General features: G+C 57.9%; 24 protein-coding genes, 1 pseudogene and 1 other annotated feature. Of the genes and pseudogenes, 8 read left to right on the forward strand and 17 right to left on the reverse strand.

Annotated elements, in window-relative coordinates; all coding sequences use genetic code 11:
• Positions 1 to 73: 73 nt before the first annotated feature.
• From IM291_RS17495 to IM291_RS17530, 8 genes are all read right to left on the reverse strand, one after another.
• Positions 74 to 1,384 carry an MFS transporter gene (locus IM291_RS17495; RefSeq protein WP_063943316.1) on the reverse strand — a complete coding sequence of 437 codons (1,311 nt, stop codon included), beginning with the start codon at positions 1,382 to 1,384 and terminating at the stop codon, positions 74 to 76.
• Entirely contained in the window at positions 1,377 to 2,882 is a 1,506-nt protein-coding gene (gene uhpB, locus IM291_RS17500) for a signal transduction histidine-protein kinase/phosphatase UhpB (protein ID WP_192987402.1), read from the reverse strand. The genes IM291_RS17495 and uhpB overlap by 8 nt, the downstream gene beginning before the upstream one ends.
• Positions 2,879 to 3,472: a transcriptional regulator UhpA gene (gene uhpA, locus IM291_RS17505; RefSeq protein WP_041911714.1), complete on the reverse strand. Its 594-nt coding sequence runs from the start codon at positions 3,470 to 3,472 to the stop codon at positions 2,879 to 2,881. Before uhpA ends, uhpB begins: the two co-directional genes overlap by 4 nt.
• A gap of 82 nt (positions 3,473 to 3,554) precedes the next feature.
• A complete protein-coding gene (gene ilvN, locus IM291_RS17510; protein ID WP_028014960.1) occupies positions 3,555 to 3,842 on the reverse strand; it encodes an acetolactate synthase small subunit in 288 nt (95 codons plus the stop codon).
• A 3-nt stretch (positions 3,843 to 3,845) separates the two neighbouring features.
• Positions 3,846 to 5,534, reverse strand: coding sequence for an acetolactate synthase large subunit (gene ilvB, locus IM291_RS17515; protein WP_192971849.1), 1,689 nt, complete (start codon positions 5,532 to 5,534; stop codon positions 3,846 to 3,848).
• A 106-nt stretch (positions 5,535 to 5,640) separates the two neighbouring features.
• Entirely contained in the window at positions 5,641 to 5,739 is a 99-nt protein-coding gene (gene ivbL, locus IM291_RS17520; protein ID WP_057979964.1) for an ilvB operon leader peptide IvbL, read from the reverse strand.
• 107 nt (positions 5,740 to 5,846) lie between these two features.
• The gene (locus tag IM291_RS17525) at positions 5,847 to 6,326 is read right to left on the reverse strand and encodes a type VI secretion system tube protein TssD (RefSeq protein WP_063943320.1); all 480 of its coding nucleotides are present in this window, start codon (positions 6,324 to 6,326) and stop codon (positions 5,847 to 5,849) included.
• 208 nt (positions 6,327 to 6,534) lie between these two features.
• Positions 6,535 to 7,239 (reverse strand): hypothetical protein, encoded by a 705-nt coding sequence (locus IM291_RS17530; protein WP_048957713.1) that lies wholly within the window; start codon positions 7,237 to 7,239, stop codon positions 6,535 to 6,537.
• 106 nt (positions 7,240 to 7,345) lie between these two features.
• On the opposite strand from IM291_RS17530, the gene IM291_RS17535 reads away from it, so the two are divergent.
• The 5 genes and pseudogenes from IM291_RS17535 (at position 7,346) to emrD (ending at position 10,786) form a co-directional block, all read left to right on the forward strand.
• Complete coding sequence (locus tag IM291_RS17535) at positions 7,346 to 7,801, forward strand: hypothetical protein (RefSeq protein ID WP_164558229.1); 456 nt, start codon at positions 7,346 to 7,348, stop codon at positions 7,799 to 7,801.
• A 128-nt stretch (positions 7,802 to 7,929) separates the two neighbouring features.
• Positions 7,930 to 8,019: a type I toxin-antitoxin system toxin TisB gene (gene tisB / locus IM291_RS17540; RefSeq protein WP_045260836.1), complete on the forward strand. Its 90-nt coding sequence runs from the start codon at positions 7,930 to 7,932 to the stop codon at positions 8,017 to 8,019.
• 64 nt (positions 8,020 to 8,083) lie between these two features.
• Positions 8,084 to 8,530: pseudogene (locus IM291_RS17545) on the forward strand (GNAT family N-acetyltransferase).
• A gap of 62 nt (positions 8,531 to 8,592) precedes the next feature.
• A complete protein-coding gene (locus tag IM291_RS17550) occupies positions 8,593 to 9,426 on the forward strand; it encodes an EamA family transporter (RefSeq protein WP_063437530.1) in 834 nt (277 codons plus the stop codon).
• A 175-nt stretch (positions 9,427 to 9,601) separates the two neighbouring features.
• Positions 9,602 to 10,786 carry a multidrug efflux MFS transporter EmrD gene (gene emrD / locus IM291_RS17555; protein ID WP_049137210.1) on the forward strand — a complete coding sequence of 395 codons (1,185 nt, stop codon included), beginning with the start codon at positions 9,602 to 9,604 and terminating at the stop codon, positions 10,784 to 10,786.
• On the opposite strand, the gene IM291_RS17560 is transcribed toward emrD, so the two are convergent.
• Together IM291_RS17560 and dsdC are read right to left on the reverse strand one after the other, a co-directional pair.
• Entirely contained in the window at positions 10,689 to 11,777 is a 1,089-nt protein-coding gene (locus IM291_RS17560; RefSeq protein WP_192987404.1) for a cellulase family glycosylhydrolase, read from the reverse strand. The two genes, emrD and IM291_RS17560, sit on opposite strands and share 98 nt — an antisense overlap.
• A gap of 84 nt (positions 11,778 to 11,861) precedes the next feature.
• Positions 11,862 to 12,788 carry a DNA-binding transcriptional regulator DsdC gene (gene dsdC, locus IM291_RS17565; protein ID WP_192987406.1) on the reverse strand — a complete coding sequence of 309 codons (927 nt, stop codon included), beginning with the start codon at positions 12,786 to 12,788 and terminating at the stop codon, positions 11,862 to 11,864.
• 204 nt (positions 12,789 to 12,992) lie between these two features.
• On the opposite strand from dsdC, the gene dsdX reads away from it, so the two are divergent.
• Both dsdX and dsdA read left to right on the forward strand, forming a co-directional pair.
• Entirely contained in the window at positions 12,993 to 14,330 is a 1,338-nt protein-coding gene (gene dsdX, locus IM291_RS17570) for a D-serine transporter DsdX (protein ID WP_028014951.1), read from the forward strand.
• 17 nt (positions 14,331 to 14,347) lie between these two features.
• Entirely contained in the window at positions 14,348 to 15,634 is a 1,287-nt protein-coding gene (gene dsdA / locus IM291_RS17575; RefSeq protein WP_192987408.1) for a D-serine ammonia-lyase, read from the forward strand.
• A gap of 17 nt (positions 15,635 to 15,651) precedes the next feature.
• On the opposite strand, the gene IM291_RS17580 is transcribed toward dsdA, so the two are convergent.
• The 4 genes from IM291_RS17580 to IM291_RS17595 form a co-directional block, all read right to left on the reverse strand.
• The gene (locus tag IM291_RS17580) at positions 15,652 to 15,999 is read right to left on the reverse strand and encodes a DUF202 domain-containing protein (RefSeq protein WP_192987410.1); all 348 of its coding nucleotides are present in this window, start codon (positions 15,997 to 15,999) and stop codon (positions 15,652 to 15,654) included.
• Positions 15,989 to 16,336 (reverse strand): YidH family protein, encoded by a 348-nt coding sequence (locus tag IM291_RS17585; protein WP_028014948.1) that lies wholly within the window; start codon positions 16,334 to 16,336, stop codon positions 15,989 to 15,991. The genes IM291_RS17580 and IM291_RS17585 overlap by 11 nt, the downstream gene beginning before the upstream one ends.
• A 92-nt stretch (positions 16,337 to 16,428) precedes the next feature.
• Complete coding sequence (locus tag IM291_RS17590) at positions 16,429 to 17,751, reverse strand: 6-phospho-alpha-glucosidase (protein ID WP_045260840.1); 1,323 nt, start codon at positions 17,749 to 17,751, stop codon at positions 16,429 to 16,431.
• Positions 17,748 to 19,370 carry an alpha-glucoside-specific PTS transporter subunit IIBC gene (locus IM291_RS17595; RefSeq protein WP_192987411.1) on the reverse strand — a complete coding sequence of 541 codons (1,623 nt, stop codon included), beginning with the start codon at positions 19,368 to 19,370 and terminating at the stop codon, positions 17,748 to 17,750. The genes IM291_RS17590 and IM291_RS17595 overlap by 4 nt, the downstream gene beginning before the upstream one ends.
• 221 nt (positions 19,371 to 19,591) lie before the next feature.
• Here IM291_RS17595 and IM291_RS17600 point away from each other — a divergent pair, with 221 nt between their 5' ends.
• Positions 19,592 to 20,338 (forward strand): GntR family transcriptional regulator, encoded by a 747-nt coding sequence (locus IM291_RS17600; protein WP_192971854.1) that lies wholly within the window; start codon positions 19,592 to 19,594, stop codon positions 20,336 to 20,338.
• Here the strand turns inward: IM291_RS17600 and IM291_RS17605 are convergent.
• From IM291_RS17605 to ibpA, 3 genes are all read right to left on the reverse strand, one after another.
• Entirely contained in the window at positions 20,306 to 21,967 is a 1,662-nt protein-coding gene (locus IM291_RS17605; RefSeq protein ID WP_063943335.1) for a putative transporter, read from the reverse strand. The genes IM291_RS17600 and IM291_RS17605 overlap by 33 nt on opposite strands.
• A gap of 129 nt (positions 21,968 to 22,096) precedes the next feature.
• Positions 22,097 to 22,525 carry a small heat shock chaperone IbpB gene (ibpB, locus tag IM291_RS17610; protein ID WP_048999173.1) on the reverse strand — a complete coding sequence of 143 codons (429 nt, stop codon included), beginning with the start codon at positions 22,523 to 22,525 and terminating at the stop codon, positions 22,097 to 22,099.
• Between the two features lie 136 nt (positions 22,526 to 22,661).
• Entirely contained in the window at positions 22,662 to 23,072 is a 411-nt protein-coding gene (ibpA, locus tag IM291_RS17615) for a small heat shock chaperone IbpA (RefSeq protein ID WP_008500162.1), read from the reverse strand.
• Positions 23,066 to 23,137: a sequence feature (ROSE (Repression Of Heat Shock gene Expression) occurs in the 5'-region of heat shock genes and acts as an RNA thermometer to modulate expression.), on the reverse strand. Its footprint overlaps the gene before it by 7 nt.
• Positions 23,138 to 23,358 lie beyond the last annotated feature (221 nt).

A 23,358-nucleotide genomic window follows, 5' to 3' on the forward strand; every position in this document is an offset into this window, starting at 1 on the left:
CTGAGACAGCGTCCAGGTGAAACCGGGAAAATTTCTTAGTTTTGCGCCATTCGGCAACAAAAGGTGAGGCACGTCACGCTTCGCGCGGCGCCTGGGCGTGCAAAAACGGCAGCAGCAGCAGGGCGGAAATGCCCGCCGCGATGGCGATCGCCGCGAAGAATCCGCTCCAGTGCCAGACGTCGATGACCCGTGCCAGCGGCCAGCCGGAGAGCGATGCGCCGAGGTAGGCAAACAGCCCGACAAAGCCCGTCGCCGCGCCTGCCGCCTCTTTGTGCGAGCACTCTGCCGCCGCCATGCCGATCAGCATCTGCGGACCAAACACGAAAAAGCCGATGGTGAAGAAGCACGCCGCCTGCATCACGTAGCTGGCGAACGGCATCAGCCACAGCGAGCCCACGGAGAGCAAAATCCCGGCGGCAAAAATCAGATTCATCGGGCCGCGGTTGCCGTTGAACAGCTTGTCCGAGCCCCAGCCCGCCACCAGCGCGCCGATAAACCCGCCCAGCTCAAACATCGTCACCGCAGAGTTGGCGGTCACCAGGTCCACGCCGAGCGTCTCGGACATATACAGGTTGCCCCAGTCGTTGATCGCCGCGCGCACCACGTAGACCAGCACGTAGCAGAGGGACAGCAGCCAGATGTACGGGTTTTTCAGCACGTATTTGGTGAGGATTTCCTGGCGGGACAGCCCGGCGCCCTCCTGCTGCTGGGCGATCTCCATCTCGTCGTGCCGCCAGTCGCCCACCGCAGGCAGGCCGACGGTTTGCGGCCTGTCCCGCAGGCGCCAGCAGAGGAACAGCCCGGCGACAATCGCGAGGCCACCAGCAATCATCATCCCCGTGCGCCAGCCGTAGTGCAGCGCTGCGGCTCCCACGACCATCGGGATCAGCGCCCCGCCAACGTTATGCGCGGTGTTCCAGATCGCCCACCATCCGCCGCGCTCGTTGCGCGAGTACCAGGCGGTGAGCAGGCGGGCGCAGACCGGCGCGCCCCAGCCCTGGAAAAAGGCGTTCAGCGCCCACAGCAGGGCGAAGGCCCACAGCGAGGTGGAGAAGCCGAACAGGATGTTCACCACGCCGGTGGCGATCAGCCCAACGCCCATGAAATAGCGCGCGTTGGAGCGGTCGCTGACGATGCCGGAGAAGAACTTCGACAGCCCGTAGCTGATGTAAAACAGCGTCGCCAGCAGGCCGATATCGGTGCGCGTCATCACGCCGCTGGCGAGGATTTCCGGCGCGGCGGCGTTGAAGCTTTTACGGGTGAAGTAGAACAGCGCGTAGCCGAGCCAGATGGTGATCAGGATATGGCGACGCCAGTAGCGGTAGCGGGCGTCGATTTCCGCCTTGTCGCGCAACGGAGCCGCGCTGGTTGGGGTTTTAAACATGGTACGTCCTTAACGGCAAACTGACGCTGACGCGCGTCCCGTGGGTGCAGGAGAGGGTCAGCGTGCCGCCCAGCGCCTTGACGCGCTCGCGCATGCCCGCCAGGCCAAAGCCCTGCTGGCCGGAGCCCGGCGGCAGGCCGCAGCCGTCGTCTTCAATCACCAGCATCAGGCGCTCGTCCTGCTGCCAGCCCTGGATCGTCACCGCGCTTGCATTGGCATGTTTAACGATATTGTTCAGCCCCTCCTGACAGACGCGGAACAGCGTCACGCGCTGGCCTTCGCTGAGCAATGATTCATCAATGCGCCAGTCGAGATGGCTGACAATGCCGCGGCTTTCCAGCTCCATCTCGCGCATCAGGGAGCGTATCGCCTGCTCCAGCGACAGATCATCAAGCTGGCGCGGACGCAGCCGTCCCAGCAAACGGCGAACGGCGTCATAGACACCCAGCGAAAGCTGTTCGATATGCGCCCCGCCCTGCTTCACGCCCGCGTTATCCGCCGCCAGACGCTGGACGATGCCCGCCTGCGTGCGGATGGCGGTTATGGTCTGGCCGATATCATCGTGCAGTTCGCGGGCCACCTCCTGCCGCACGCTCTCCTCGGTCTCCAGCAGACGCTCCGCCAGACGACGGTTGCGCGCCAGCTCGGCTTGCAGGGACTGGTTCAGCTCGCGCAGACGCTGAATGCCCGCCCCGAGCAGCAGCCCGGTCAGGCTCTGGGCCAGCAGCGAGAGCAGCAGATCCACCGGATGATCGTGCCAGGTCTGGCTGGCGATCAGCGCGATGGCGTTCATCAGCGTGGCGATCAGCGCCCCCTGCCAGCCGTAGTGCAAGGCCAGAGCGATGATCGGCAGCGCCAGGCAAAACGGCGTGAAGCGCGAAAGCTCGGCGGGCAGACCAAGCTGCAGCCACAGGCTCACCATAAACAGCAGCAAATACCAGATGAGGTGTCGGGCGCGCCAGTTCACCGGTTGGGAGACCAGCGCGGGGCCGAGCGGCTGCCAGACGGTGCTTGTGAGGTAGTGCCAGAAAACCAGACAGGTCGGCGCGAGGGTCAGACCACCGGTCAGGGTCAGAAGCAGGGCGTTAAGCATCTCCTTCTCGCCGATCCACGGCAGGGATTGTAACAGCGCGGCGGCAATCAGCGCCGCCCCCTGACGCAGCAGCGTGCGCCAGTCGCGCTGGTAGCGGTAGCGGGAAATCAGGGCAACGGGGAGAAGCGTAAGCAGGCTTCCGGTCATCAATAAGGGAAGATGCGCGAGGGCCACCTCCTGCGCCAGCCAGACCAGCATCAGCCACTCCGCGCCGAGCAAAACGGGCCAGTAGCCGCGCGGGCACTGGAGCATTAGCCCCAGACGCAGGCCGAAGGGAAACAGCAGCACCGCCAGCTCCGGACGCTCCACCAGGTGCAGGCTGATGCTCCACAGGCAAAACCATGCGGCGGAGAAGATAAAAAAGCTGGCAACGACGGCGATCAGCCGCGAAAACACGGGACTCATTGCCAGCTGTCGAACATGCGGCGCGCCAGCTCGACGTCGTTGCTGACGTTGAGTTTTTCCATCAGGTTGGCGCGGTGGACGTGCACGGTTTTCGGCGACAGATCCAGCTCGGCGGCAATCTCTTTCACCGACATGCCCTGGGCAAGCTTCTCCGCCACCTGGCGCTCGCGTCTGGTGAGCGGATCCTGACGTCCGGCCGCCAGCTTGATGGCGATATCCGGCGTCAGGTAGCAGCCGCCGGTGGAGACGGTGCGCACGGCAGCGATCAGCTCGTCCGGGCTACAGCGTTTGGAGAGGAAGCCGCGTGCGCCCGCGTTGAGCGCCTGCTCGACCAGCGCCGGGCTGTCGTGGACCGAGAGCATGATCGTCGCCATCCCTTTCGGCAGCTGGCTCAACAGCTCCAGCCCGGAGAGATCCGGCATCGAGATGTCACAGATACAGACCTGCACCCCGCGCCCCGGCAGGCCCGCCAGCGCCTCGTGACCGGAGCCAAACTCGGCCACGACCTGGAAATCCGGTTCGAGGTTAAGAAGCTGGGCAAAGCCGGAGCGGACGATAAGGTGGTCGTCGATGAGAGCGATGGTGGTCATGTGTGTTCCTGCGGTCTGAAAAAGCCGGATGACGCTGCGCTTATCCGGCCTACAAGAGCGAAAGACGCTTACCTTAAGCGATTTACTCGAAAAACACCGCAATTTTGTTAAACATGGTGGGATCGGACTGGTTGCGCGCCACTTTGGTGACGTCTTCCAGCTTGTCGATCTGCGCTATCATCTGCTCCAGACGCTGATCGTCGTTGACCAGTAGCCAGATGCGGCTGTGCTCGCTGCCCTGAATCGGCAGGCAGAGAATACCTTCCACGTTAAACGCCCGGCGGGCAAACAGCCCGCAGACGTGGGTCATAACGCCAGGGTGGTTGCGGACGGTGAGTTCCAGAATGACGTTATCATGTTGTTTCTGCATGGTTTATTCCCCCACCATCTCAGTATTGGCCGCACCCGGCGGCACCATCGGATACACTTTTTGTTCAGGGTCGATACGCACGTGGATCAGCGCCGGGCCAGGACGCGAGATCGCCGCCTGCAGCGCCGCGTGGGCGTCTTCTTCCGCGTTCAGATCGCAGGTGTGCAGGCCAAAGCCGGCGGCAATCTGCATAAAGTTAATCATTCCCGGATAGGTCGCCGCAAACACGCCCTGCTTGTAGAACAGGCTCTGCTGCTGGTGCACCAGACCCAGCGCCTCGTTGTTCATCAGGATGATTTTCACGTCTAACTGGTTTTCGGCCGCAGTCGCCATCTCCTGAATATTCATCATCAGGCTGCCGTCGCCGGAGAAGCAGATAACCTTGCGGTCCGGGTTGGCGAGCGCCGCGCCTACTGCCGCCGGCAGGCCGAAGCCCATGGTGCCGAGGCCGCCGGAGGTCAGCCACTGGCGCGGACGGTTCAGCGGATACGCCTGCGCGGCCCACATCTGGTGCTGGCCCACGTCGGTGGTGATAATCGCGCTGTCGTCCACGCAGGCGGCCACGGCGTTGATCAGCCCGTAGTGGCTCAGCGGGTCGCCCTCAGCTGGGATGGCACCCGGGAACTCGCGCTGCAGATCGGCCACCAACTGACGCCAGTCGGCCCGGTCAGTTGCGTCAGTCTGCGGGATCAGCTGCGCCAGCACTTCGGCCACGTCGCCCTGAATCGCCACGTGCGGCTGTTTGATTTTACCCAGCTCGGCGCGGTCGATATCCACGTGAATAATTTTGGCGTTCGGGCAGAACTGCTCGGTTTTGCCAATCGCCCGGTCATCAAAACGTGCGCCCATAACAATCAGCAAATCCGCCTCTTGCAGGATGTAGTTGGTGCTGCGCGCACCGTGCATGCCCAGCATGCCTAATGACAACGGATGCGCTTTAGGCAGCATACCCAGCGCCATCAGGGTCATGGTGGTCGGCAGGTTGGCCTTTTCCGCAAACTGGCGGATTTCATCCGCAGCGTTAATCGCCCCGCCGCCCAGATAGAGCACCGGGCGTTTAGCGGCGTTAATCATGGCGGCGGCGTCGCGAACGCTTTCAGCGCTGAATTCCGGCGCGGGGGCGCGCTCGCCCGGCTCCGGCAACACGTCGATCTCGATCTCTGCGGTCTGGACATCCTTAGGAATGTCTATCCACACCGGGCCCGGGCGGCCAGACTGCGCAATGCGGAACGCATCGCTGATAACCTGAGGCAGCTCGCTGATATCGCGAACTAAATAGTTATGTTTAGTGATGGGGATAGAGATGCCGTAGGTGTCCACTTCCTGGAACGCGTCGGTGCCGATCATCGAGGACGGCACCTGGCCGGTAATGCAGATCAGCGGAATGGAGTCGAGGCGCGCGTCGGCGATGGCGGTTACCAGGTTGGTTGCGCCGGGGCCGCTGCAGGCCATACAGACCGCCGGTTTGCCCTGCGTACGCGCCATGCCCTGAGCGATAAATCCTGCCCCCTGCTCGTGACGCGCCAGCACGTGGCGGATCTGCGTGCTTTGGCTCAACGCATCGTACAGCGGCAACACGGTTCCACCCGGGATACCCGCAACCGTGGTGATGCCCTGTCGTTCCAGTAAATGAACAATCAGCTGCGCGCCTGTAAAACGCGTCTTTGTGGATGTTATGCCCGAACTTGCCATGCTCCAGTCCTTTTCTTCTGGGCCGACTTTCCGGGGAGGGTCCTAAACGAAAAACCCCGCCCGGTTTGCGCCGGCGGGGTTTTGGATTCGTGTGTTGATCCAGTCCCTACGGCGCATTGCCGACGACCACCACCACACGCACGACGACCACTGCGGCTGGTTGCGCAGTTTTTAGTAGGGTCGAAGTGAAGATGGATGAAGTCATTGGGGACCTGTGTTTGGAATCATTGCTTGAATTTATACAAACACAGGTTTTCGGGCGTGACAATGGAAATATTTTCATCTGCGCAAAAATGCGTCAGGGATCACGTTTCAGTACGTTGCTCGCTCATTCCAGGAGTCACTATAGATGACATTGCCGTCGCAATGCTTCCAGGTGATTTTCTCATAGCGTATGAGAACCGTTTCAAGGTGTGTTCCCGTGTTTGCGCCGGGATACAGGTCAGGTGTGATTGAGGTTATTTTCACATTCTCCAGGAGGATATTAAAATATTCCTGTTCTAAACCCGCCTCATTAATCTGATACATCTTAATGGTGGCTGACTGGAGTGTTCTTCCCGTACTCAGCGCGCGAAAGAGAAGCGGGGTTACACGATCAAATTCTTTCTGGAACATGATGGGCATGTGTATGCGCGTGCCCGTCAATTTCCCGGTATTCCCGTCGACTGGAATGTTGACATTATGAGTGAATGATTTGAGTTCAATTGCACCTTCACGCCCTGTCACAAGGCAGGGGCCAACCATGGGGGAACCATTTTCATCTGTAAGAAATAAATAAGCCGGGTTTGACATAAAGAATACCTTTTTTTTAAAAAATCAATCGTACTTATCAAAACGACCAAAAATTATTGGATGAACAAGGATAAATACACCGATAGCAATAAATGTGAGTAATACCCAGTGGTCAGGTATCAACCATAGAAAAAAAGAGGCGCATACAAAAACATAAACGGGAAATAAAATATCCGTAAATAGAATTGATAACAGACTCTTAAACACGCTACTTGTCCCTTAAGTCGTCATAAATCGCTTCAAAATCCCTGTAGAAACCCATTTGAACCTTCTTAATCAGTTCAGACAGGAATGGTTCAATAAAGTAATAGAGCATTTCCAGTTGTGCGGCATAGAGGGTAGCGTAATACTTTGGGTCCAACGTTTTCAGGCGACGAGCAGCAAGCGCGCACTTCTGGTCCGTGCCAATCAATTGAAATGCCATGACAACGTTCGGTACGCGACGTGCAAGCCGTTCGACGACGATTTCTGAGAGCAGGCCAGATTTGGAAAGATATATTGCCAACCCCCATGCTATTGCTAAACGCGCTGCTTTGCTTGTCGGGATATTTTTAACAAATCCGGTTACTTGTGAACCCGTCTTGCGGGCGCGATTTTGTTCATTTCCATTTTTAGAGTCATTTAGAACACTTTTAAAATAAAGATAGAGCATCTGTGCTATTACATCGCGATAACGGTAAAGAGACACAATGGAGAGGTACATTCTCTTTTCTTCTGAGAGAAGCTCATCACATACATCGTGATAGCTGGGGATTAAGCATGATGAGTACCAGCTTACACGCTCCATTCCTGAATAGATATCAGAGCCGATTCCCTTTAATGCTTTCCATGTCCCGGCAACGCCTTGCTGTCCATAAATAGCCAACTGTCTGTCGCCCTGGAACTTCATCTTCAAATAATCCGATGCTTGCATAAGATATCCATATCATGATTGTGGCTATAGAAATATACAATGAAAAGCAGTGTAATTCAAACTGGTGAATTGCCTAAAAAATACATTCACGAGAAAAATAATTCGATTGAATATTATTTTTTACGGCTATATCCGATGCGGTTTTAATATCCTGGCGAGTCTGTTTTTTATATTAAATGACTTATTTGGTGCTGCATCTCGTAAAACTATCCTGGTTCCCCTGCATAAAATTGATTTCTTAAGAAGCCTGACCAGGCCACCGCTTATCCCGGTATTTTTTTGTGGGCAGACCAGAAAACAAAAAACCCCGCCGGAGCGAGGTTTTTATCAGGGTTTTGCGGTTGGTCGCCGCAGAACACACTGTGTTACGTCAACGGAAAAAGTATACGCGATCGAACTCGAACGCGCAATTCCGGCACGGATTTTGACGTTTTTGAGTATGGATCACCTTCCAAATTTTGTCCAAAAAATACTGTTCATGCATACAGTATTTATCTATACTGAGGGTGTTCGCAGTGAGCGAGGGGGCCGCAGTTTACCGGCGCAACGAAGTCCTGGCTGAAACGGGTGGTGCCGTCAGTGCCTTAACCCCTGAAGTGAGCACACTGTGTTACGTCAATCCAGGTGCTGGCAACAGGCGGCGGAAAGGTACGCCAGCATCGTGCTCCTTTTAACCAAAAGGAGACGCGTATGAGCGTAGTGGATATGGTGATACTTATCCTCAAACTCATTGTTGCAGTACTGCAACTGCTTGATGCTGTCCTGAAATACGTTCGGTAATTCAGGTTCAAGTCGCACCTGAGAGGGGCGGGCAACCGCCCCTCTTTAATAACGAGGGAATGCTATGTCGCGTCTGTTAATTGAGCCTGTCACACCGGATGAGCCGGGGTATATCGCCCTGAAGGCGGAAAGTATCGCGCTGAATTTCAACATGCTGCGCAGGCTGGAAGAGAACTGGCTGCGGGGTGAGAACCGCTTTAACGCGCCGGGTGAAAAGCTGCTGGGTGCGTTTCTTAACGGCAAGCTGGTGGGCGTGTGTGGCCTCAACCGCGATCCGTTCAGCCAGCAGCCGCGTGCCGGACGCATTCGCCATCTCTACGTCAGCGAGAAGTGCCGCGGGCTGGGCATTGGAAAACAGCTTTTAACCGTAGTGATGGCGGATGCCAGCATCTGGTTTGATTTTCTGAATACTCACGCGCCAGACAGCGCGTACGGATTTTACAATTGAGCCGGTTTTACGCTGGTCTCAGACGAACCGCGGGTGACGCACCGCCTTTTTTGTGCGGTGTAACCGGCTGGCGGCATCAGGATGTGAATGTTACAGTTGAGTGACAATTCATCACCCAATACGCCATGACCATCACCGTTTTCTGCATTTTGCTTTTCGCCGCACTGCTGCATGCCAGCTGGAACGCTATCGTTAAAGCCGGAACGGATAAACTCTACTCTGCGATCGGCGTTAGCGGCTCAGCCGCGATTATTGCCCTGATTTTACTGCCCTTCTCACCACAGCCTTCTGCGGCAAGCTGGCCTTTTTTGATCGTCTCCTGCGCCTTACAGGTGGTCTACACCGTGCTGGTGGCGAAGACCTATCAGGTCTCGGACATGAGCCAGACCTATCCGCTGATGCGCGGCACCGCCCCGCTGCTGGTGGCGCTGATCAGCGTGCTGGCGCTCGGCGACCATCTCTCCTGGCTCGCCTGGTCCGGTATCGGAGTCATTTGCCTGTCAATTCTGGCGATGGCGATGAATGGCCGCATGCAGTCACGCAGGGGGATCTGGCTGGCGCTGCTGAATGCCTGTTTTATCGCCGGGTATACGCTGGTGGACGGCACCGGCGTGCGGCTGTCGAACACCGCGCTGGGCTACACGCTCTGGACCTTCTTTATGAACGGCTTCTGCCTGCTGGGCTGGGCGATGGTGGCGCGTCGGCGCGAGGCGTCCAGCTACCTGCGCCTGCACTGGAAAAAAGGGCTGCTCGGCGGCGTGGGAACCATGGGCTCTTACGGTCTGGCCCTCTGGGCGATGACGCAGGCGCCGCTGGCAGTGGTCGCCGCGCTGCGTGAAACCTCGATTCTTTTCGGGGCGCTGATCGCCTTTGTCCTTTTAAAAGAGAAGGTTGCGGGCCTGCGCATCGCGGCAGCGCTGGGTATTGCTGTCGGCGCTATTCTGCTGCGTCTGGCGTAAATCGCTGGCAACATTAGTTGCCGTTCTTGTTTACAAATCCTGCCTTTACCGGTTTTTTCATTCACCGCCACAATGCTTAAATTGTCATCTCTCTGTGGTAGATTCCTCGCGCATTTATGGTAATGCGTAGTCACTTATTCTTCATTTCTCTCTTTTGGCAAAAGTATTCAGCGACATGAAAAAGCAAAGGAACGTTAACTTATTGTTGATGCTGGTGTTACTGGTGGCCGTCGGTCAGATGGCGCAAACCATCTACATTCCGGCGATTGCCGACATGGCAAAGGAACTGAACGTCCGCGAAGGCGCGGTGCAGAGCGTGATGGCAGCCTACCTGCTGACCTATGGCGTTTCACAGCTCTTCTACGGCCCGCTCTCCGACCGCGTCGGGCGTCGCCCGGTGATCCTGGTGGGCATGAGCATTTTCATGGTAGCGACGGTGATTGCCATTACCACCCACAGCCTGACCGTACTGATTGCCGCCAGCGCCCTGCAGGGCGTTGGGACGGGTGTCGGCGGGGTGATGGCGCGAACTTTACCGCGCGATATGTATCAGGGCACCCAGCTCCGCCACGCCAACAGCCTGTTAAATATGGGCATTCTGGTCAGCCCGCTTCTCGCTCCGCTGATTGGCGGCCTGCTGGACACAATGTGGTCCTGGCGCGCCTGCTACGCCTTCCTGCTGGTGCTCTGCGTAATTGTCACCTTCAGCATGGCGCGCTGGATGCCGGAAACCCGCCCAAAAGACGCGCCGCGCACGAAGCTTCTCACAAGCTATAAGACGCTGTTCGGCAACGGCGCGTTTACCTGCTACCTGCTGATGCTGATCGGCGGCCTGGCAGGTATTGCAGTGTTCGAAGCCTGCTCCGGCGTGCTGCTGGGCGCGGGTCTAGGCCTGAGCAGCATGGTGGTGAGCATTCTGTTTATTCTGCCAATCCCGGCGGCGTTCTTTGGCGCGTGGTTTGCCGGGCGTCAGAACAAGCGCTTTTCAACCCTGATGTGGCAGGCCGTGATCAGCTGCCTGCTGGCGGGTCTGATGATGTGGATCCCGGGGCTGTTTGGCGTGATGACCGTCTGGACGCTGCTGATTCCGGCGGCGCTGTTCTTCTTCGGCGCGGGAATGCTGTTCCCGCTCGCCACCAGCGGCGCGATGGAGCCGTTCCCGTTCCTCGCCGGCACGGCGGGCGCGCTGGTGGGCGGTTTGCAGAACATCGGTTCCGGCGCGCTGGCCTGGCTCTCGGCCATGATGCCGCAGACCGGGCAGGCTAGTTTGGGCCTGCTGATGACGCTAATGGGGCTGTTGATTTTACTGTGCTGGCTGCCGCTGGCGTCGCGCGTTCCGCATCACGAGCAGCCGGTTTAACCGCATGATGGCCCGGCTTCTCGCCGGGCTTTTCACAGACGGGCGCAATCATCGCCTGCAATAACGGCTCCGGCGCAGGCCGCCAGGCCCCCTCTTCCCCGTCATAAAACTGGAAATCCGCGTTAAGCGCATACGGGATTTTCGCCTTTTGCAGCTCGCAGGCCATAAAGGTGGCGAAGGCCATTTGCGAAGCGGTTGGCGTGAGGTGGTTTGACTCCCCCACGCCCCAGCCCCCGACCCAACTGAGGTGCCCGGTTTTTTGCTGCCAGCGCAGCGCGGTGCTGATGCGGTTACGGATAGCCGCCTTCTCCGCCGCCGTGCCGGACGTCCACGGGTATTTACCGCTATTTTTCAGCGGCCCCCACGGGAAAATATGCCACTCCGCCAGCAGGTAGTTTTGACTGTGCGCAGGCAGCTTCAGGCCGGATAAATCTTCCGGCGCGGCACGCAGGCGCGGCGCAATGAAAATCATGCGCTGCGGGTCGATGTCGTGGATCGCTTTAATGGTTTTTTCATACACGCGGTTTAACGACGCGAGGTTGTGGTTAAGCTTGTCGGCTGGCTCATAAATGAGATCAAAACCCAGCTGCGGATAGCTCTGGCCGAAATAGTGCGCCACGGCAATCCACCAGTTGATCGTCTCTTTCTCGTTATCGGCTTTGGGGTCGTTTTTATATTCATCGGCCTGATAAGCGATAATCGGGATCACGCCATACTGCTCGCAGGCTTCCACCAGCTTGCGCAGGTGGATCAGCCGCGCTTCCGTCGGCTCATCGGCCACGCGAATGCGCACGTGGGTAATGCCTTTTGCGCGAAAATCGCGAACCACCAGCGGGTCGAACTCGCGTATGCCGCGCTCGGTGCGCGCCCAGTCCACATCCATCCCGACGCCAAGCTGCTGCGCATAACGGGCAGCCGTCAGCGGCGGCTCAGCGGCAATGGCCCAGCCGGAAGAGATCAGTAACGCGGTCGCTATAAGAGGCTTTAACACGGTTTACCCTGGATAAATCGAAAGCATTACCTGTATTTAGCATGCTTTTTCACATTTGGTGTAGCGCGAAAGCGTAATAATTCTTCAACCTGCCAGTTCTCTCAGCCAGCCGATAAAGGCGTCTATTTTCGGCCACTGTCGGCCCGAAAGCGTCGAAACATAGTAGTGCTGATGGCATTTCAGGGTCTTGTCACCAAACGGGGCGATCAGTTCGCCTCGTTCAAGCCGTTTTTGCACCAGCCGCTTTCTCCCCATCGCGACGCCGACGTGGTTGATGGCCGCAATAATCGCTAAGTCGGAACGATCGAAACCAATACCCGACGATGGCGGCATATTCACCGCAAAGTGCTGCGCCCAGCTCAGCCACTCATCCGTACCGGAATCATTGCTCCAGGCCTGACGGTCGTGCAGCAGCGTGCAGTGGCTAAGGTTATCGGGGTTTTTCAACAGCTCATGCTCGCGGGCATACTGCGGCGAGCAGACGGGCAAAATCTCTTCGTCCATCAGGAAGTGATGAGACAGATGGTTTGGCGGCGTATCGTCGAAATAGAGCGCCAGATCGACCCCCGTTCGCTGCATATTGATGTAATCATTGCCGGTCAGGACGGTGAGCGAAATCGACGGATAGCGGCGGGTAAAATCGCCCAGCATGGGTACCAGCCAGCACTGAGCGATCGACGGCCGGGAGTAGACCGTCAGCGTGCCGGACAGCGCCTGGTTTTTGATGTCCAGGATCTCCTGATTCAGGGTGTCGAGGGACGATTTTAGCGTCCAGTAAATGCGCTTTCCCTCCTGCGTCAGCTCGACTTTACGGTGCGAACGGACAAACAGCTGAATACCGAGCTCTTCTTCGAGCAGGTTGATGCGGTGGCTCACCGCGCTGGGGCTGAGCGACAGCTCCTCCGCCGCCAGCGCGAAGGATTCATGTCGAGCCGCCACTTCAAAGGTGTACATTTTCGACAGCTGCCAGCCGTTGAGCAGCCGGTTTCTGGCTTCATTTGCATCGGTCATCACAATTCTCACGCGTGGTTTCTGCGCTCAGCATACTGTTTAAGGGTGAATATATGTGAACCTAATGCGGTTTAAGTGCGTTTTTTAGAGCGCAGTCACTCAGTTGATTCAATCTGGCTCACCTGAACGCCAATTTATATCGTTTGTCAGCCCACGCCGCTTTTTCGTCCAATACCCCCAGATGACATAAGGGTGAGGTGAGATATGGGATCTCAGGTCTGGGTTGTGGCAACGCTGCTGGTCAGCATTGTGTTGATTGTTTTAACCATCGTTAAGCTAAAGTTTCACCCGTTCCTCGCGCTGCTGCTGGCGAGCTTTTTCGTCGGCGCAATGATGGGAATGAGCCCGCTGGATATGGTAAACGCCATTGAGAGTGGGATTGGCGGCACGCTGGGCTTCCTGGCGGCCGTGATTGGTCTTGGGACCATTCTCGGCAAGATGATGGAGGTTTCCGGCGCGGCAGAGCGCATCGGGATTACGTTGCAGCGCTGCCGCTGGCTGTCAGCAGACGTGATTATGGTGCTGGTGGGCCTGATCTGCGGCATTACGCTGTTCGTGGAAGTGGGCGTGGTCCTGCTGATACCGCTGGCGTTTTCCATCGCCAAAAAGACCCACACGTCGCTGCTCAAGCTGGCCATTCCGCTCTGTACCGCGCTGATGGCGGTGCACTGCGTGGTGCCGCCGCATCCGGCCGCGCTGTTTGTGACCAATAAATTAGGGGCGGACGTTGGAACGGTCATTGTCTACGGTTTGATGGTCGGCCTGATGGCCTCTCTGGTCGGCGGCCCGCTGTTCCTGAAGCTGCTCGGCAATCGTCTGCCCTTTAAACCGGTTCCGGCGGAATTTTCAGACCTGAAGGTGCGGGAGGAGCATACCCTGCCGTCGCTGGGCGCCACGCTGTTTACGGTGCTGCTGCCGATTGCCCTGATGCTGGTGAAGACCATCGCTGAACTGAATATGGCAAAAGACGGCACGCTGTATACGCTGCTGGAGTTTATCGGCAACCCGATCACCGCCATGTTTATCGCCGTGTTTGTCGCCTACTACCTGCTGGGCATCCGCCAGCACATGGGCATGGGCGCGATGCTGACGCACACCGAGCACGGCTTTGGCTCTATCGCCAACATTTTGCTGATTATCGGCGCGGGCGGCGCGTTCAACGCCATCCTGAAAACCAGCGGACTGGCGGACTCGCTGGCGCAAATTCTCTCGAACCTGCACATGCACCCTATCCTGCTCGCCTGGCTGGTGGCGCTGGTGCTGCATGCCGCCGTAGGCTCCGCCACGGTCGCGATGATGGGCGCCACGGCCATCGTCGCGCCGATGCTGCCGCTCTACCCGAACGTCAGCCCGGAGATCATCACCATTGCCATCGGTTCCGGCGCCATTGGCTGCACGATCGTGACCGATTCTCTCTTCTGGCTGGTGAAGCAATACTGCGGCGCGACCCTGAATGAGACCTTCAAATACTATACGACGGCGACGTTTATCGCCTCGGTGCTTGCACTTGGCGGCACATTCCTGCTTTCTTTCATTATCTGAGCGCGAAGAGACATATTATGGAAAACGCAACTATCACCACTTTAACCGCACAGTTTCCTCTGGTTGAGGATCTGATTGCCCTGAAAGAAACCACCTGGCTTAACCCGCGCACCACCACGCTGGCGGAAGGGTTACCCTATGTCGGGCTGACCAAAGCCGACGTGGACGACGCCCACGCGCGCCTCAACCGCTTCGCGCCGTATCTGGCGAAAGCCTTCCCGGAGACGGCGGCAACGGGTGGGATTATTGAATCTGAACTGGTCGCCATTCCGGCAATGCAGGCGCGGCTGGAGAGAGAATCTGGCAAATCCATTCCCGGCACGCTGCTGCTGAAAAAAGACAGCCACCTGCCGATTTCCGGCTCGATTAAAGCGCGCGGCGGCATCTATGAGGTGCTGACCCACGCGGAAAAACTGGCGCTGGACGCCGGGTTGCTGACCACCGAAGACGACTACAGCATTCTGCTGGAGCCACGCTTTAAGGCCTTCTTCAGCCAGTACAGCATTGCCGTGGGCTCCACCGGCAACCTGGGGTTATCCATTGGCATAATGAGCGCACGCATCGGCTTTAAGGTGACGGTCCATATGTCCGCCGACGCCCGCGAGTGGAAGAAAGCCAGGCTGCGCAGCCACGGCGTCATCGTCGTGGAATATGAGCAGGATTACGGCGTGGCGGTGGAGCAAGGGCGCAAAGCGGCGGAAAGCGATTCGAACTGCTTCTTCATTGACGATGAGAATTCCCGCACCCTGTTCCTGGGCTATGCGGTGGCGGGCGAGCGCCTGAAAGCGCAGTTCACCGAACAGGGCCGCGTGGTGGATGCGGATCATCCCCTGTACGTCTATCTGCCGTGCGGCGTAGGCGGCGGGCCTGGCGGCGTGGCGTTTGGCCTGAAGCTGGCCTTTGGTGATAACGTGCACTGCTTCTTCGCGGAGCCAACGCACTCGCCGTGCATGCTGCTGGGCGTTTACACCGGCCTGCATGATGCGATTGCAGTGCAGGATCTGGGCATTGATAACGTGACGGCGGCGGACGGTCTGGCGGTTGGGCGCGCGTCCGGCTTTGTGGGCCGCGCGATGGAGCGCCTGCTCGACGGGTTCTATACGCTTTCCGATCGGAGCATGTACGACATGCTTGGCTGGCTGGCGCAGGAGGAAGGGATCCGCCTTGAGCCTTCAGCGCTGGCGGGGATGGCCGGGCCGCTGCGCGTTCATTCGCATACCAACGTTACCCACCTGGTGTGGGCAACCGGCGGCGGCATGGTGCCGGAAGACGAGATGGCGAAGTATCTGGCTAAAGGGAAGTAATTAAGCCGCCACCGGGCTTACAGGCTCAAAATTTGCTGAATATTGGTTACCGCAAACAGCAGCGACAGCGAGAGAACAGCCAGCGCAATCAGGAACTTATCCCGCACCGCTTTCGGCTGTACAAAATCGTTCTGCGCCACGTCCATCAGGTTACGGCTGCGGGTATAGCGCCATAAAATGATGGCCACCAGCGCCAGCACAATAATAGAGATCCAGAATGGCACCCCGGTTCGGTGCCAGTTGTGCTTAATCGCCAGGGCAATCAGCGAGCCATATCCCAGCAGCGTGCGCAGCCAGGCCAGCGACGTCCGCTCCGGCTGCAGGCCGGGGTCCGCTTCGCGTCGCGCTTTGCGGCTATCCGCCATAGAACACCAGCCCCATCACCACGCCCGCCACCGCCAGCAGAATCACGCTGATGATGAGTAACCCGCGCGTATAGGGCAGATCCTGCTTCAGGCGCATCGCCTTCTCATTGCGCAGCCATCGCAGGTAGCCGTAAATCGCCAGCACGCCCGCGAACAGGCACAGCAGCAGCGCCAGCACTTCACGAATCAGCGGCGTGGCAAAATCGGGGGCGAGCTGGTCAAGGCCGACACCTGCGGCCAGAAAGCCCAGTGCGGTGCGGATCCACGCTAAAAACGTGCGTTCATTAGCCAGAGAGAAGCGGTAGTCCGGCGCTTCGCCGAGGCGGGAAATTTTCATGGAGGTTCCTTGTCGTGCTACGGGCAGGCTTCAGCATAGCGTAAATCGACAAGGACAAGGAGACCGGCATCGGGCGATGCCGGTCAGGACGATTAATGCAGCTCTGGCCAGTACTCTTTGTTGGCCTCGATCAGGTCATCCAGAATCGCTTTCGCGACGGAGGCGCTCGGCACGGTTTTCGACAGGGTAATGGCCTGCCAGAGCTTCTGGTACGAGCGCTGCTCCCAGGCATCCACCACCAGTTTTTCCACCGCCACCTGCTGGCTCATCAGCCCTTTCTGGAAGTGCGGAATATCGCCCACCGTAAGCGGCTCCGGTCCGTTATGGCCCACCAGGCACGGGATCTCCACCATCGCGTCGGCGTCAAAGTTATGGATGGCACCGTTGTTTGGTACTATCAGCAGCATCCGCTCCTGGGTGTTAAAGGCAATCGCAGTCGCCAGATCGACGATGTACGACGCATGTTCGTCGATTTCCAGCTCACCGGCGGCGGAGTTGCCGGCTTCGATAATCGCCCGACAGGAACTGAACACATGCTTCTCACGGTGATCCATAACTTCATTGGCGCGGGTCCGTTCCGGGTTGGAATGCGCGACCACGTAGTCCGGGAAGAGGTAATACTTCAGGTAGGTGTTCGGCATGGTATCCGGATCCAGCGCCTGCACGTCTTTAGCTTTGGCAAAGGTATCGTTCCAGCTCGCTTCGGTATGCGCATCTTCCGAAGGCGGAACATAGCCGTTTTTTGCCACGTATTCGCGCAGCTTCGGCATCAGATCGTTGCCGTTCAGGTCTTCAATCGACGTCCACCAGCCGAAGTGGTTCAGGCCGTAGTAGCGCACGCGCATCTCTTTGCGGTCCTTCAGGCCGACAATCTGCGCCATGCGCCCTTCAATGCCGATCGGCATATCGCAGATGTTGAGGATTTTAGCGTTCGGACGCAGGCGGCGCGTGGCTTCCGCGACAATCGCCGCCGGGTTGGAGTAGTTCAGCATCCACGCGTTCGGGGAGTACTGCTCCATATAATCCACCAGCTCCAGCACGCCGCCGATAGAGCGCATGCCGTAAGAGATACCGCCCGGTCCGCAGGTTTCCTGGCCCAGCACGCCGTGGCGCAGCGGGATTTTTTCATCTTTTTCGCGCATCGGGTATTTTCCCACGCGGATGTGCGCCATCACGAAATCGACATCGGTAAACGCCGCTTTTGGATCGGTGGTGTAGCTGAATTCAATCTCCGGGGCCTGCTCCTTAAGGATGATTCTGCACGCTTCGGCGATGGTCTCCTGACGCGCGCCGTCGTTGTCATAGAACTTCAGGGCGCGCAGCGGAAAACGGTCACGGTTGGCTAACAGCATCAGGACGATACCAGGCGTAAAGGTGCTGCCGCCGCCTGCAATGACAACTGAGAATTTTTTCATGATATAGCCTCTGTCAGGGTGGTTTGTTCATTTGTTAAAGGGGTTTTCATCAGCGATTCCAGCTGGTCACGCACCTGAGGAACGTGCAGGCCGACAATCACCTGGATGCCGTTGCCGCGTCGCACTACGCCGTGTGCGCCCAGGGCTTTGAAGACGTCGTCGCTTTGGGTTTTCGCCATATCCACCAGTGCGATACGCAGGCGGGTGGCGCAGTTATTGATGCTTTCGATGTTGGCCGCGCCGCCGAGCGCCTGCAGGAATCCGGCGGCTTGCCCAACCTGCTGGCTGGCCGCCGCCGGGGCGGTGGTTTGCCCGCGCGCCGCCTTATAGTCGGCCTTGCTGTAGAGTTTGATTTCGCTCTCTTCCCGGCCCGGCGTTTTCAGGTTCAGACGCTCAATCAGCGTTTTGAAGATCACGAAGTAGATGCCGGTGAAGCAGACGCCAATGCCGATCTGGGTGAACACCATCGAGGCATGGTTATGGAACATCGGGATCCAGTTTTGCGGCAGGAACTGGTCCAGCAGGCCGCCGCCCATATTCCCCACGACGCCGAAGGCGTACATCACCGTCGCCATGGTGGCCGCCAGCACGGCGTGCACGGCGAACAGCAGCGGCGAGATAAACAAGAAGGTGAACTCAAGCGGTTCGGTAATGCCCACCAGCACGGCGGTGAGCGTGGCCGGAACCAGCAGGCCCGCCACCTTGACGCGATTTTCTGGCGACGCGGTGTACCAGATAGCGAAGGCAATCCCGACCGAGCCAAACACTTTTGAGTTGCCGTGCAGCGCGAAGCCACCTTCCGGGAAGAGGGTCTTCAGCGGCAGGGTGCTCTGGCTGAATTCCTGCAGATGCTGCGCCCAGTAGACCTGAATACCGCCCTCCACCGCCGCCGGGCCGAAGATGAACGGACCGTAGACGAAGTGATGCAGGCCAGTTGGGATCAGAATGCGTTCCAGGAAGGTATACACCCACACGCCCAGCGCACCGGCAGAGCGCAGGAACGCCTGCAGGGATTCGATGCCCATCTGCACTTTCGGCCAGCCCAGCAGCGTCAGCCAGGCACAGGGGATCATCACGAAGAACGCGAGGATAACGACAAACGAACTGCCCTGGAAAATCCCCAGAAAGACCGGCAGCGGCTTGTCGAAATAGCGGTTGTGGATGGCGGTGACGATGCCTGAGATCACGATGGCACCGATGATGCTGGTATCGAGTGTTTTGATCCCGGCAATCATCGCCAGCCCGCTTCCCGCCGTTGGTTCGGCGGAGAAGTCGACGCCAAAGAAGTGGCCCCAGGTCATCCCCATCGCGTTAATGAAGTAGTTCCAGGTCAGGAAGCTAATCAGCACCGCCAGGCAGGCGCGGCCCTGGGCCTGCTTCGCCAGCCCAATCGGCAGGCCGACGGCAAAAATCAGCGGCATATTGCGAAACACCGCCCAGCCGCCCTCTTCAATGATGTGAACGATCTGCGCGAAAAGATGATCGGGGGCGGTTAAGGCTTCGCCGACAAACAGCGGGTTGCGAAGCATGATGGCGATTCCCACCACGATCCCGGCAAACGGAAACAGCAACACCGGGGTAAACATGGCACCGCCAAAACGTTGTATTTGACTGAGCATTTTTAAATCCTCACGTAACAACCTGTAGGGGTAGAGGCCTTTATGGTTTTGTGCTGGCCTGAGGTGAGCATAAGAACTTACTGATGTACGAACATGGCGTGCCGCTGCGATTCGTGATCGCATTCATGGTTTTATTTTGACCAGTCAGGTCTACTTTTTGAGTTAAATATGGACATGTCAGGACGCATTCCACGCCCTGATAAGGGCAGAGAGGTCTACTGGTGATCTACAAATCAATTGCTGACAGGTTGCGGCTGCGGCTGAATTCATCGGACTACAACATCGGCAGCCCGCTGCCTGGTGAAAAAGCGCTGGCGCAGGAGTTTGGCGTGGCGCGCATGACCATCCGCAAGGCGCTGGATCTGCTGGTGAGCTGGGGGCTGGTTGAGCGCCGGCACGGCAGCGGAACGTTTGTCTCGCGCAAAGACGTTCACCACGAAACCACTAACCTGACCGGGCTGGTGGAGGTGCTGCGTCAGCAGGGAAAAGAGGTGCAGAGCAAGGTGCTGCAGTTCGAAGTGATGCCCGCCCCGCCCGCCATCGCCAGCCAGCTGCGGATCCAGGTGGATGAGCGGATCTACTTTTCACGGCGGGTGCGCTACGTGGACGGAAAGCCGCTGATGCTGGAAGACAGCTTTATGCCGGTGAAGCTGTTCCGCAACCTGTCGCTGGCGCATCTTGAGGGGTCTAAGTTTGATTACATTGAGAAGGAGTGCGGGATCACCATCAGCGGCAACTACGAGAGCCTGACGCCGGTGCTGGCAGATAAACAGCTGGCCGGTTATATGAATCTGCCGGAACAGACGCCGCTGCTGCGCATTACCTCTCTCTCCTACAGCGACAGCGGCGAGTTCCTCAATTATTCCGTGATGTTCCGAAATACCAGCGATTACCAGGTGGACTACCATCTGCGGCGCATCCACCCGGAAGAGCTGTTAACCCATCCCCCAGAACAGCACCGCCAGTAGCTGCGGGGTGATGATGCGCAGGAACATCACCAGCGGGTAGACGGTGGCATAGGAGAGCGCGGCCGCGCCGCTGGTGGCGTGCAGGTTGTTGGCAAAAGCGAGCGCTGGCGGGTCGGTCATGGAGCCCGCCAGCATGCCGCACAGCGTCAGGTAGTTCATTTTGGCGAACATCCGCGCCAGGATTGCCACCGTCAGCAGCGGGATCGCCGTGATAAAGATGCCGTAGCCGACCCAGCTCATCCCTTCGCCCTTGACCAGGGTATCGACAAAATCCCCGCCGGACTTCAGCCCGACAACCGCCAGGAACAGCACGATGCCCAGCTCGCGCAGCGCCAGGTTAGCGCTCGGCGGCATAAACCAGTAGAGCTTCCCGATACAGCCGATACGCCCGAGGATCAGCGCCATAATCAGCGGCCCGCCCGCCAGGCCGAGCTTGAGCGCCACCGGGAAGCCCGGCACGTACAGCGGAATAGAGCCGAGCAGCACGCCAAGCCCGATGCCGATAAACACCGGCAGCATCTGCACCTGCTGCAGTTTTTGCTGGGCGTTGCCCACCATATCCGCCACGGCATCGATGGACGACGGGCGTCCGACCAGGTTGAGGATATCCCCGAACTGCAGGCTGGCCTCCGGGATGGCAACCAGTTCGACGCCCGCACGGTTGAGGCGGGAGATGACCACGTCGTAGCGCTCTTTTACCTGCAGATCGCGTATTTTCTTGCCCAGAACGTGCTCGTTGGTCACCACAACACGCTCTACGCGCATATCGGTGCCGCGGGTTGAAAGCGAGGTATCCACTTCCTGACCAATCACCAGCCGCGCGTTGTTCAAATCCCCCGGCTGGCCGACCAGGTGCAGCAGGTCACCCTGCTGGATCATCGTGCCGGGCGCAGGCACCATCAGCACGTCGTCGCGCTTAAGGCGGGAGCAGATAATATTGGCGCTGTTCAGAATCGGTACGTCCTGAATCGCCATATTGTTCAGGTTGGGGTTATCGACGCGAATGTTGATGGTTTTGATCGGCATGTGGCCGTTGGTGAGCGTGGTTTCGTGATCCTTCGCCTCTTTGTCGACGTTAACGCGAAACAGGACGCGGACCAGCCACATGGAGAGCAGAATGCCGCAAATCCCAAACGGATAGGCCATGGCGTAGCTCATCCCCATCTGGTCGACAATGCCGGGTTCAATGCCCAAATCGCGAAGAATTTGCTGCCCGGCTCCGAGCGCTGGCGTGTTGGTAACCGCCCCGGAGAAAATGCCCAGCACCACGGGCAGGGGGATAGCAAAGATTTTGTGCAGGATCGCGGTGACCAGCCCGCCCATCACCACAATGCCGAGGGCAAACAGATTGAGCCGTAGCCCGGAGACGCGCAGGGAAGCGAAAAAGCCCGGCCCTACCTGAATCCCGATGGTGTAGACGAAGAGGATCAGGCCGAACTCCTGAATAAAGTGGAGCATATCGGCGCTGAGAACCAGCCCGAGCTTGTCAGCAAAATGCCCGACAAAAATGCCGCCAAACAGCACCCCGCCAATCCCAAACCCGACGCCACGGATTTTGATATTGCCAATCCATAGCCCTACAACCGCGGCCAGGGCCAACACGCTGACGGTTAACGCGATATCACTCATGATCCACATCCTTGGCATAACCTTAGTTATAACAAGGATTTTCTCAGAGCCGGATGCGGTTGTATGGGCGATGGCGCACAAAAAAGCCCTGCCGGGGCAGGGCTTTGTGCAGTCTGTGAGTAAAGCGGATTAGCTGTTCAACGCCGGCCGCTCGCTAATGGCGATACGCTGCGGCGCGATGGCTTCCGGCACGTTACGGATAAGGTCGATATGCAGCAGCCCGTTGGTAAACGTCGCACCGGACACTTCCATATGGTCTGCCAGGGTAAAGCTCAGGCTAAACGGCTGATTAACCAGACCCTGATGCAGCCACCGGGTTTCGGTCTCTTGTTTTTCCGGCGTACCCTTCACGGTCAGGCGCGCGCCTTCAAGCTGGATATCCAGATCTTCCTGGCGGAACCCGGCCAGCGCAAGGGTGATGCGATAGTGGTTATCGTCGCTTTTTTCAATGTTGTACGGCGGAAATGTCTGTTGCTCGGTGGTGCTTTGCAGGGCATTAGCCAGTTTGTCAAAACCAATCCACTGACGCATCAGGGGGGATAAATCGTAGTTACGCATACTAAATCTCCTTCTGAGAAGCGAGTTCGGCACAGTTTAATTTTGTGCACAGTTGTTCCTGCAAATCCTGATGGATTCGCATATGCTCCCGTTACGGCAAGCAAGTCCGGGTGGGCCGCTCGCGCGACCCGCGTAATTAGTTAATTTCGATACGGCGCGGTTTTTTCTCTTCCGGAATCACGCGTTCCAGTTCGATAAACAGCAGGCCGTTAACCAGGTTCGCGCCTTTAACGTGAATGTTCTCGGCTAACTGGAACTTGCGTTCAAAGTTGCGCTCGGCGATGCCCTGATAAAGGTAGGTACGTTCTTTCTGCTCGGCCGTATGGGAACCTTTCACCACCAGCAGGTTGTCCTGCGCGGTGATTTCCAGCTCGTTTTCTGCAAAACCGGCGACGGCAATGGCGATGCGGTAGTGGTTTTCGTCAACCAGCTCAACATTGTATGGAGGGTAGCCGTTGCTCTGGCTTTGGTTATTTTCTAAATGGTTAAACAGGCGGTCAAAACCAATTGCAGAACGGTATAGCGGAGAAAGATCGAAGTTACGCATAGATAATACTCCTGAAATCAGCGAGAAATTGTAGCCTTCCACCATGGACAGGCCTTTGCGCCCCCGAGCACCCATCAGGCGTGTTCGTTATCGGGTCACATTCTTAAAATGGGTCTGGAACCGGGCTTTTCAAGACTATTTAATCGAGATTTTTTTGCACTTTGCTGGTTGTCGCATAGACTCTGGGACAACAGCACAAAGGGTTAAATTGCGATGGCTGCCACAGTGCGGGGTTATCGGGCTATTCATTTCGGATAAGGCTCGCTATAACCCTGAGTTGCAGGTC

The sequence above is a fragment of the Enterobacter cloacae complex sp. P27C genome (assembly GCF_014895705.1).
Taxonomy (GTDB): domain Bacteria; phylum Pseudomonadota; class Gammaproteobacteria; order Enterobacterales; family Enterobacteriaceae; genus Enterobacter; species Enterobacter bugandensis.

Bases quoted from the DNA above. Each gene is read 5' to 3' on its own strand.
- tisB (WP_045260836.1), top strand. From the start codon at position 7,930: ATGAGCGTAGTGGATATGGTGATACTTATCCTCAAACTCATTGTTGCA.
- ivbL (WP_057979964.1), bottom strand. From the start codon at position 5,739: ATGACTTCATCCATCTTCACTTCGACCCTACTAAAAACTGCGCAACCA.
- dsdC (WP_192987406.1), bottom strand. From the start codon at position 12,788: ATGACCGATGCAAATGAAGCCAGAAACCGGCTGCTCAACGGCTGGCAG.
- ilvN (WP_028014960.1), bottom strand. From the start codon at position 3,842: ATGCAGAAACAACATGATAACGTCATTCTGGAACTCACCGTCCGCAAC.
- uhpB (WP_192987402.1), bottom strand. From the start codon at position 2,882: ATGAGTCCCGTGTTTTCGCGGCTGATCGCCGTCGTTGCCAGCTTTTTT.
- IM291_RS17530 (WP_048957713.1), bottom strand. From the start codon at position 7,239: ATGCAAGCATCGGATTATTTGAAGATGAAGTTCCAGGGCGACAGACAG.
- emrD (WP_049137210.1), top strand. From the start codon at position 9,602: ATGAAAAAGCAAAGGAACGTTAACTTATTGTTGATGCTGGTGTTACTG.
- IM291_RS17550 (WP_063437530.1), top strand. From the start codon at position 8,593: ATGACCATCACCGTTTTCTGCATTTTGCTTTTCGCCGCACTGCTGCAT.
- ibpA (WP_008500162.1), bottom strand. From the start codon at position 23,072: ATGCGTAACTTCGATCTTTCTCCGCTATACCGTTCTGCAATTGGTTTT.
- uhpA (WP_041911714.1), bottom strand. From the start codon at position 3,472: ATGACCACCATCGCTCTCATCGACGACCACCTTATCGTCCGCTCCGGC.
- IM291_RS17495 (WP_063943316.1), bottom strand. From the start codon at position 1,384: ATGTTTAAAACCCCAACCAGCGCGGCTCCGTTGCGCGACAAGGCGGAA.
- IM291_RS17585 (WP_028014948.1), bottom strand. From the start codon at position 16,336: ATGAAAATTTCCCGCCTCGGCGAAGCGCCGGACTACCGCTTCTCTCTG.
- IM291_RS17580 (WP_192987410.1), bottom strand. From the start codon at position 15,999: ATGGCGGATAGCCGCAAAGCGCGACGCGAAGCGGACCCCGGCCTGCAG.
- IM291_RS17590 (WP_045260840.1), bottom strand. From the start codon at position 17,751: ATGAAAAAATTCTCAGTTGTCATTGCAGGCGGCGGCAGCACCTTTACG.
- dsdX (WP_028014951.1), top strand. From the start codon at position 12,993: ATGGGATCTCAGGTCTGGGTTGTGGCAACGCTGCTGGTCAGCATTGTG.
- ilvB (WP_192971849.1), bottom strand. From the start codon at position 5,534: ATGGCAAGTTCGGGCATAACATCCACAAAGACGCGTTTTACAGGCGCG.
- IM291_RS17525 (WP_063943320.1), bottom strand. From the start codon at position 6,326: ATGTCAAACCCGGCTTATTTATTTCTTACAGATGAAAATGGTTCCCCC.
- IM291_RS17595 (WP_192987411.1), bottom strand. From the start codon at position 19,370: ATGCTCAGTCAAATACAACGTTTTGGCGGTGCCATGTTTACCCCGGTG.
- IM291_RS17605 (WP_063943335.1), bottom strand. From the start codon at position 21,967: ATGAGTGATATCGCGTTAACCGTCAGCGTGTTGGCCCTGGCCGCGGTT.
- ibpB (WP_048999173.1), bottom strand. From the start codon at position 22,525: ATGCGTAACTACGATTTATCCCCCCTGATGCGTCAGTGGATTGGTTTT.
- dsdA (WP_192987408.1), top strand. From the start codon at position 14,348: ATGGAAAACGCAACTATCACCACTTTAACCGCACAGTTTCCTCTGGTT.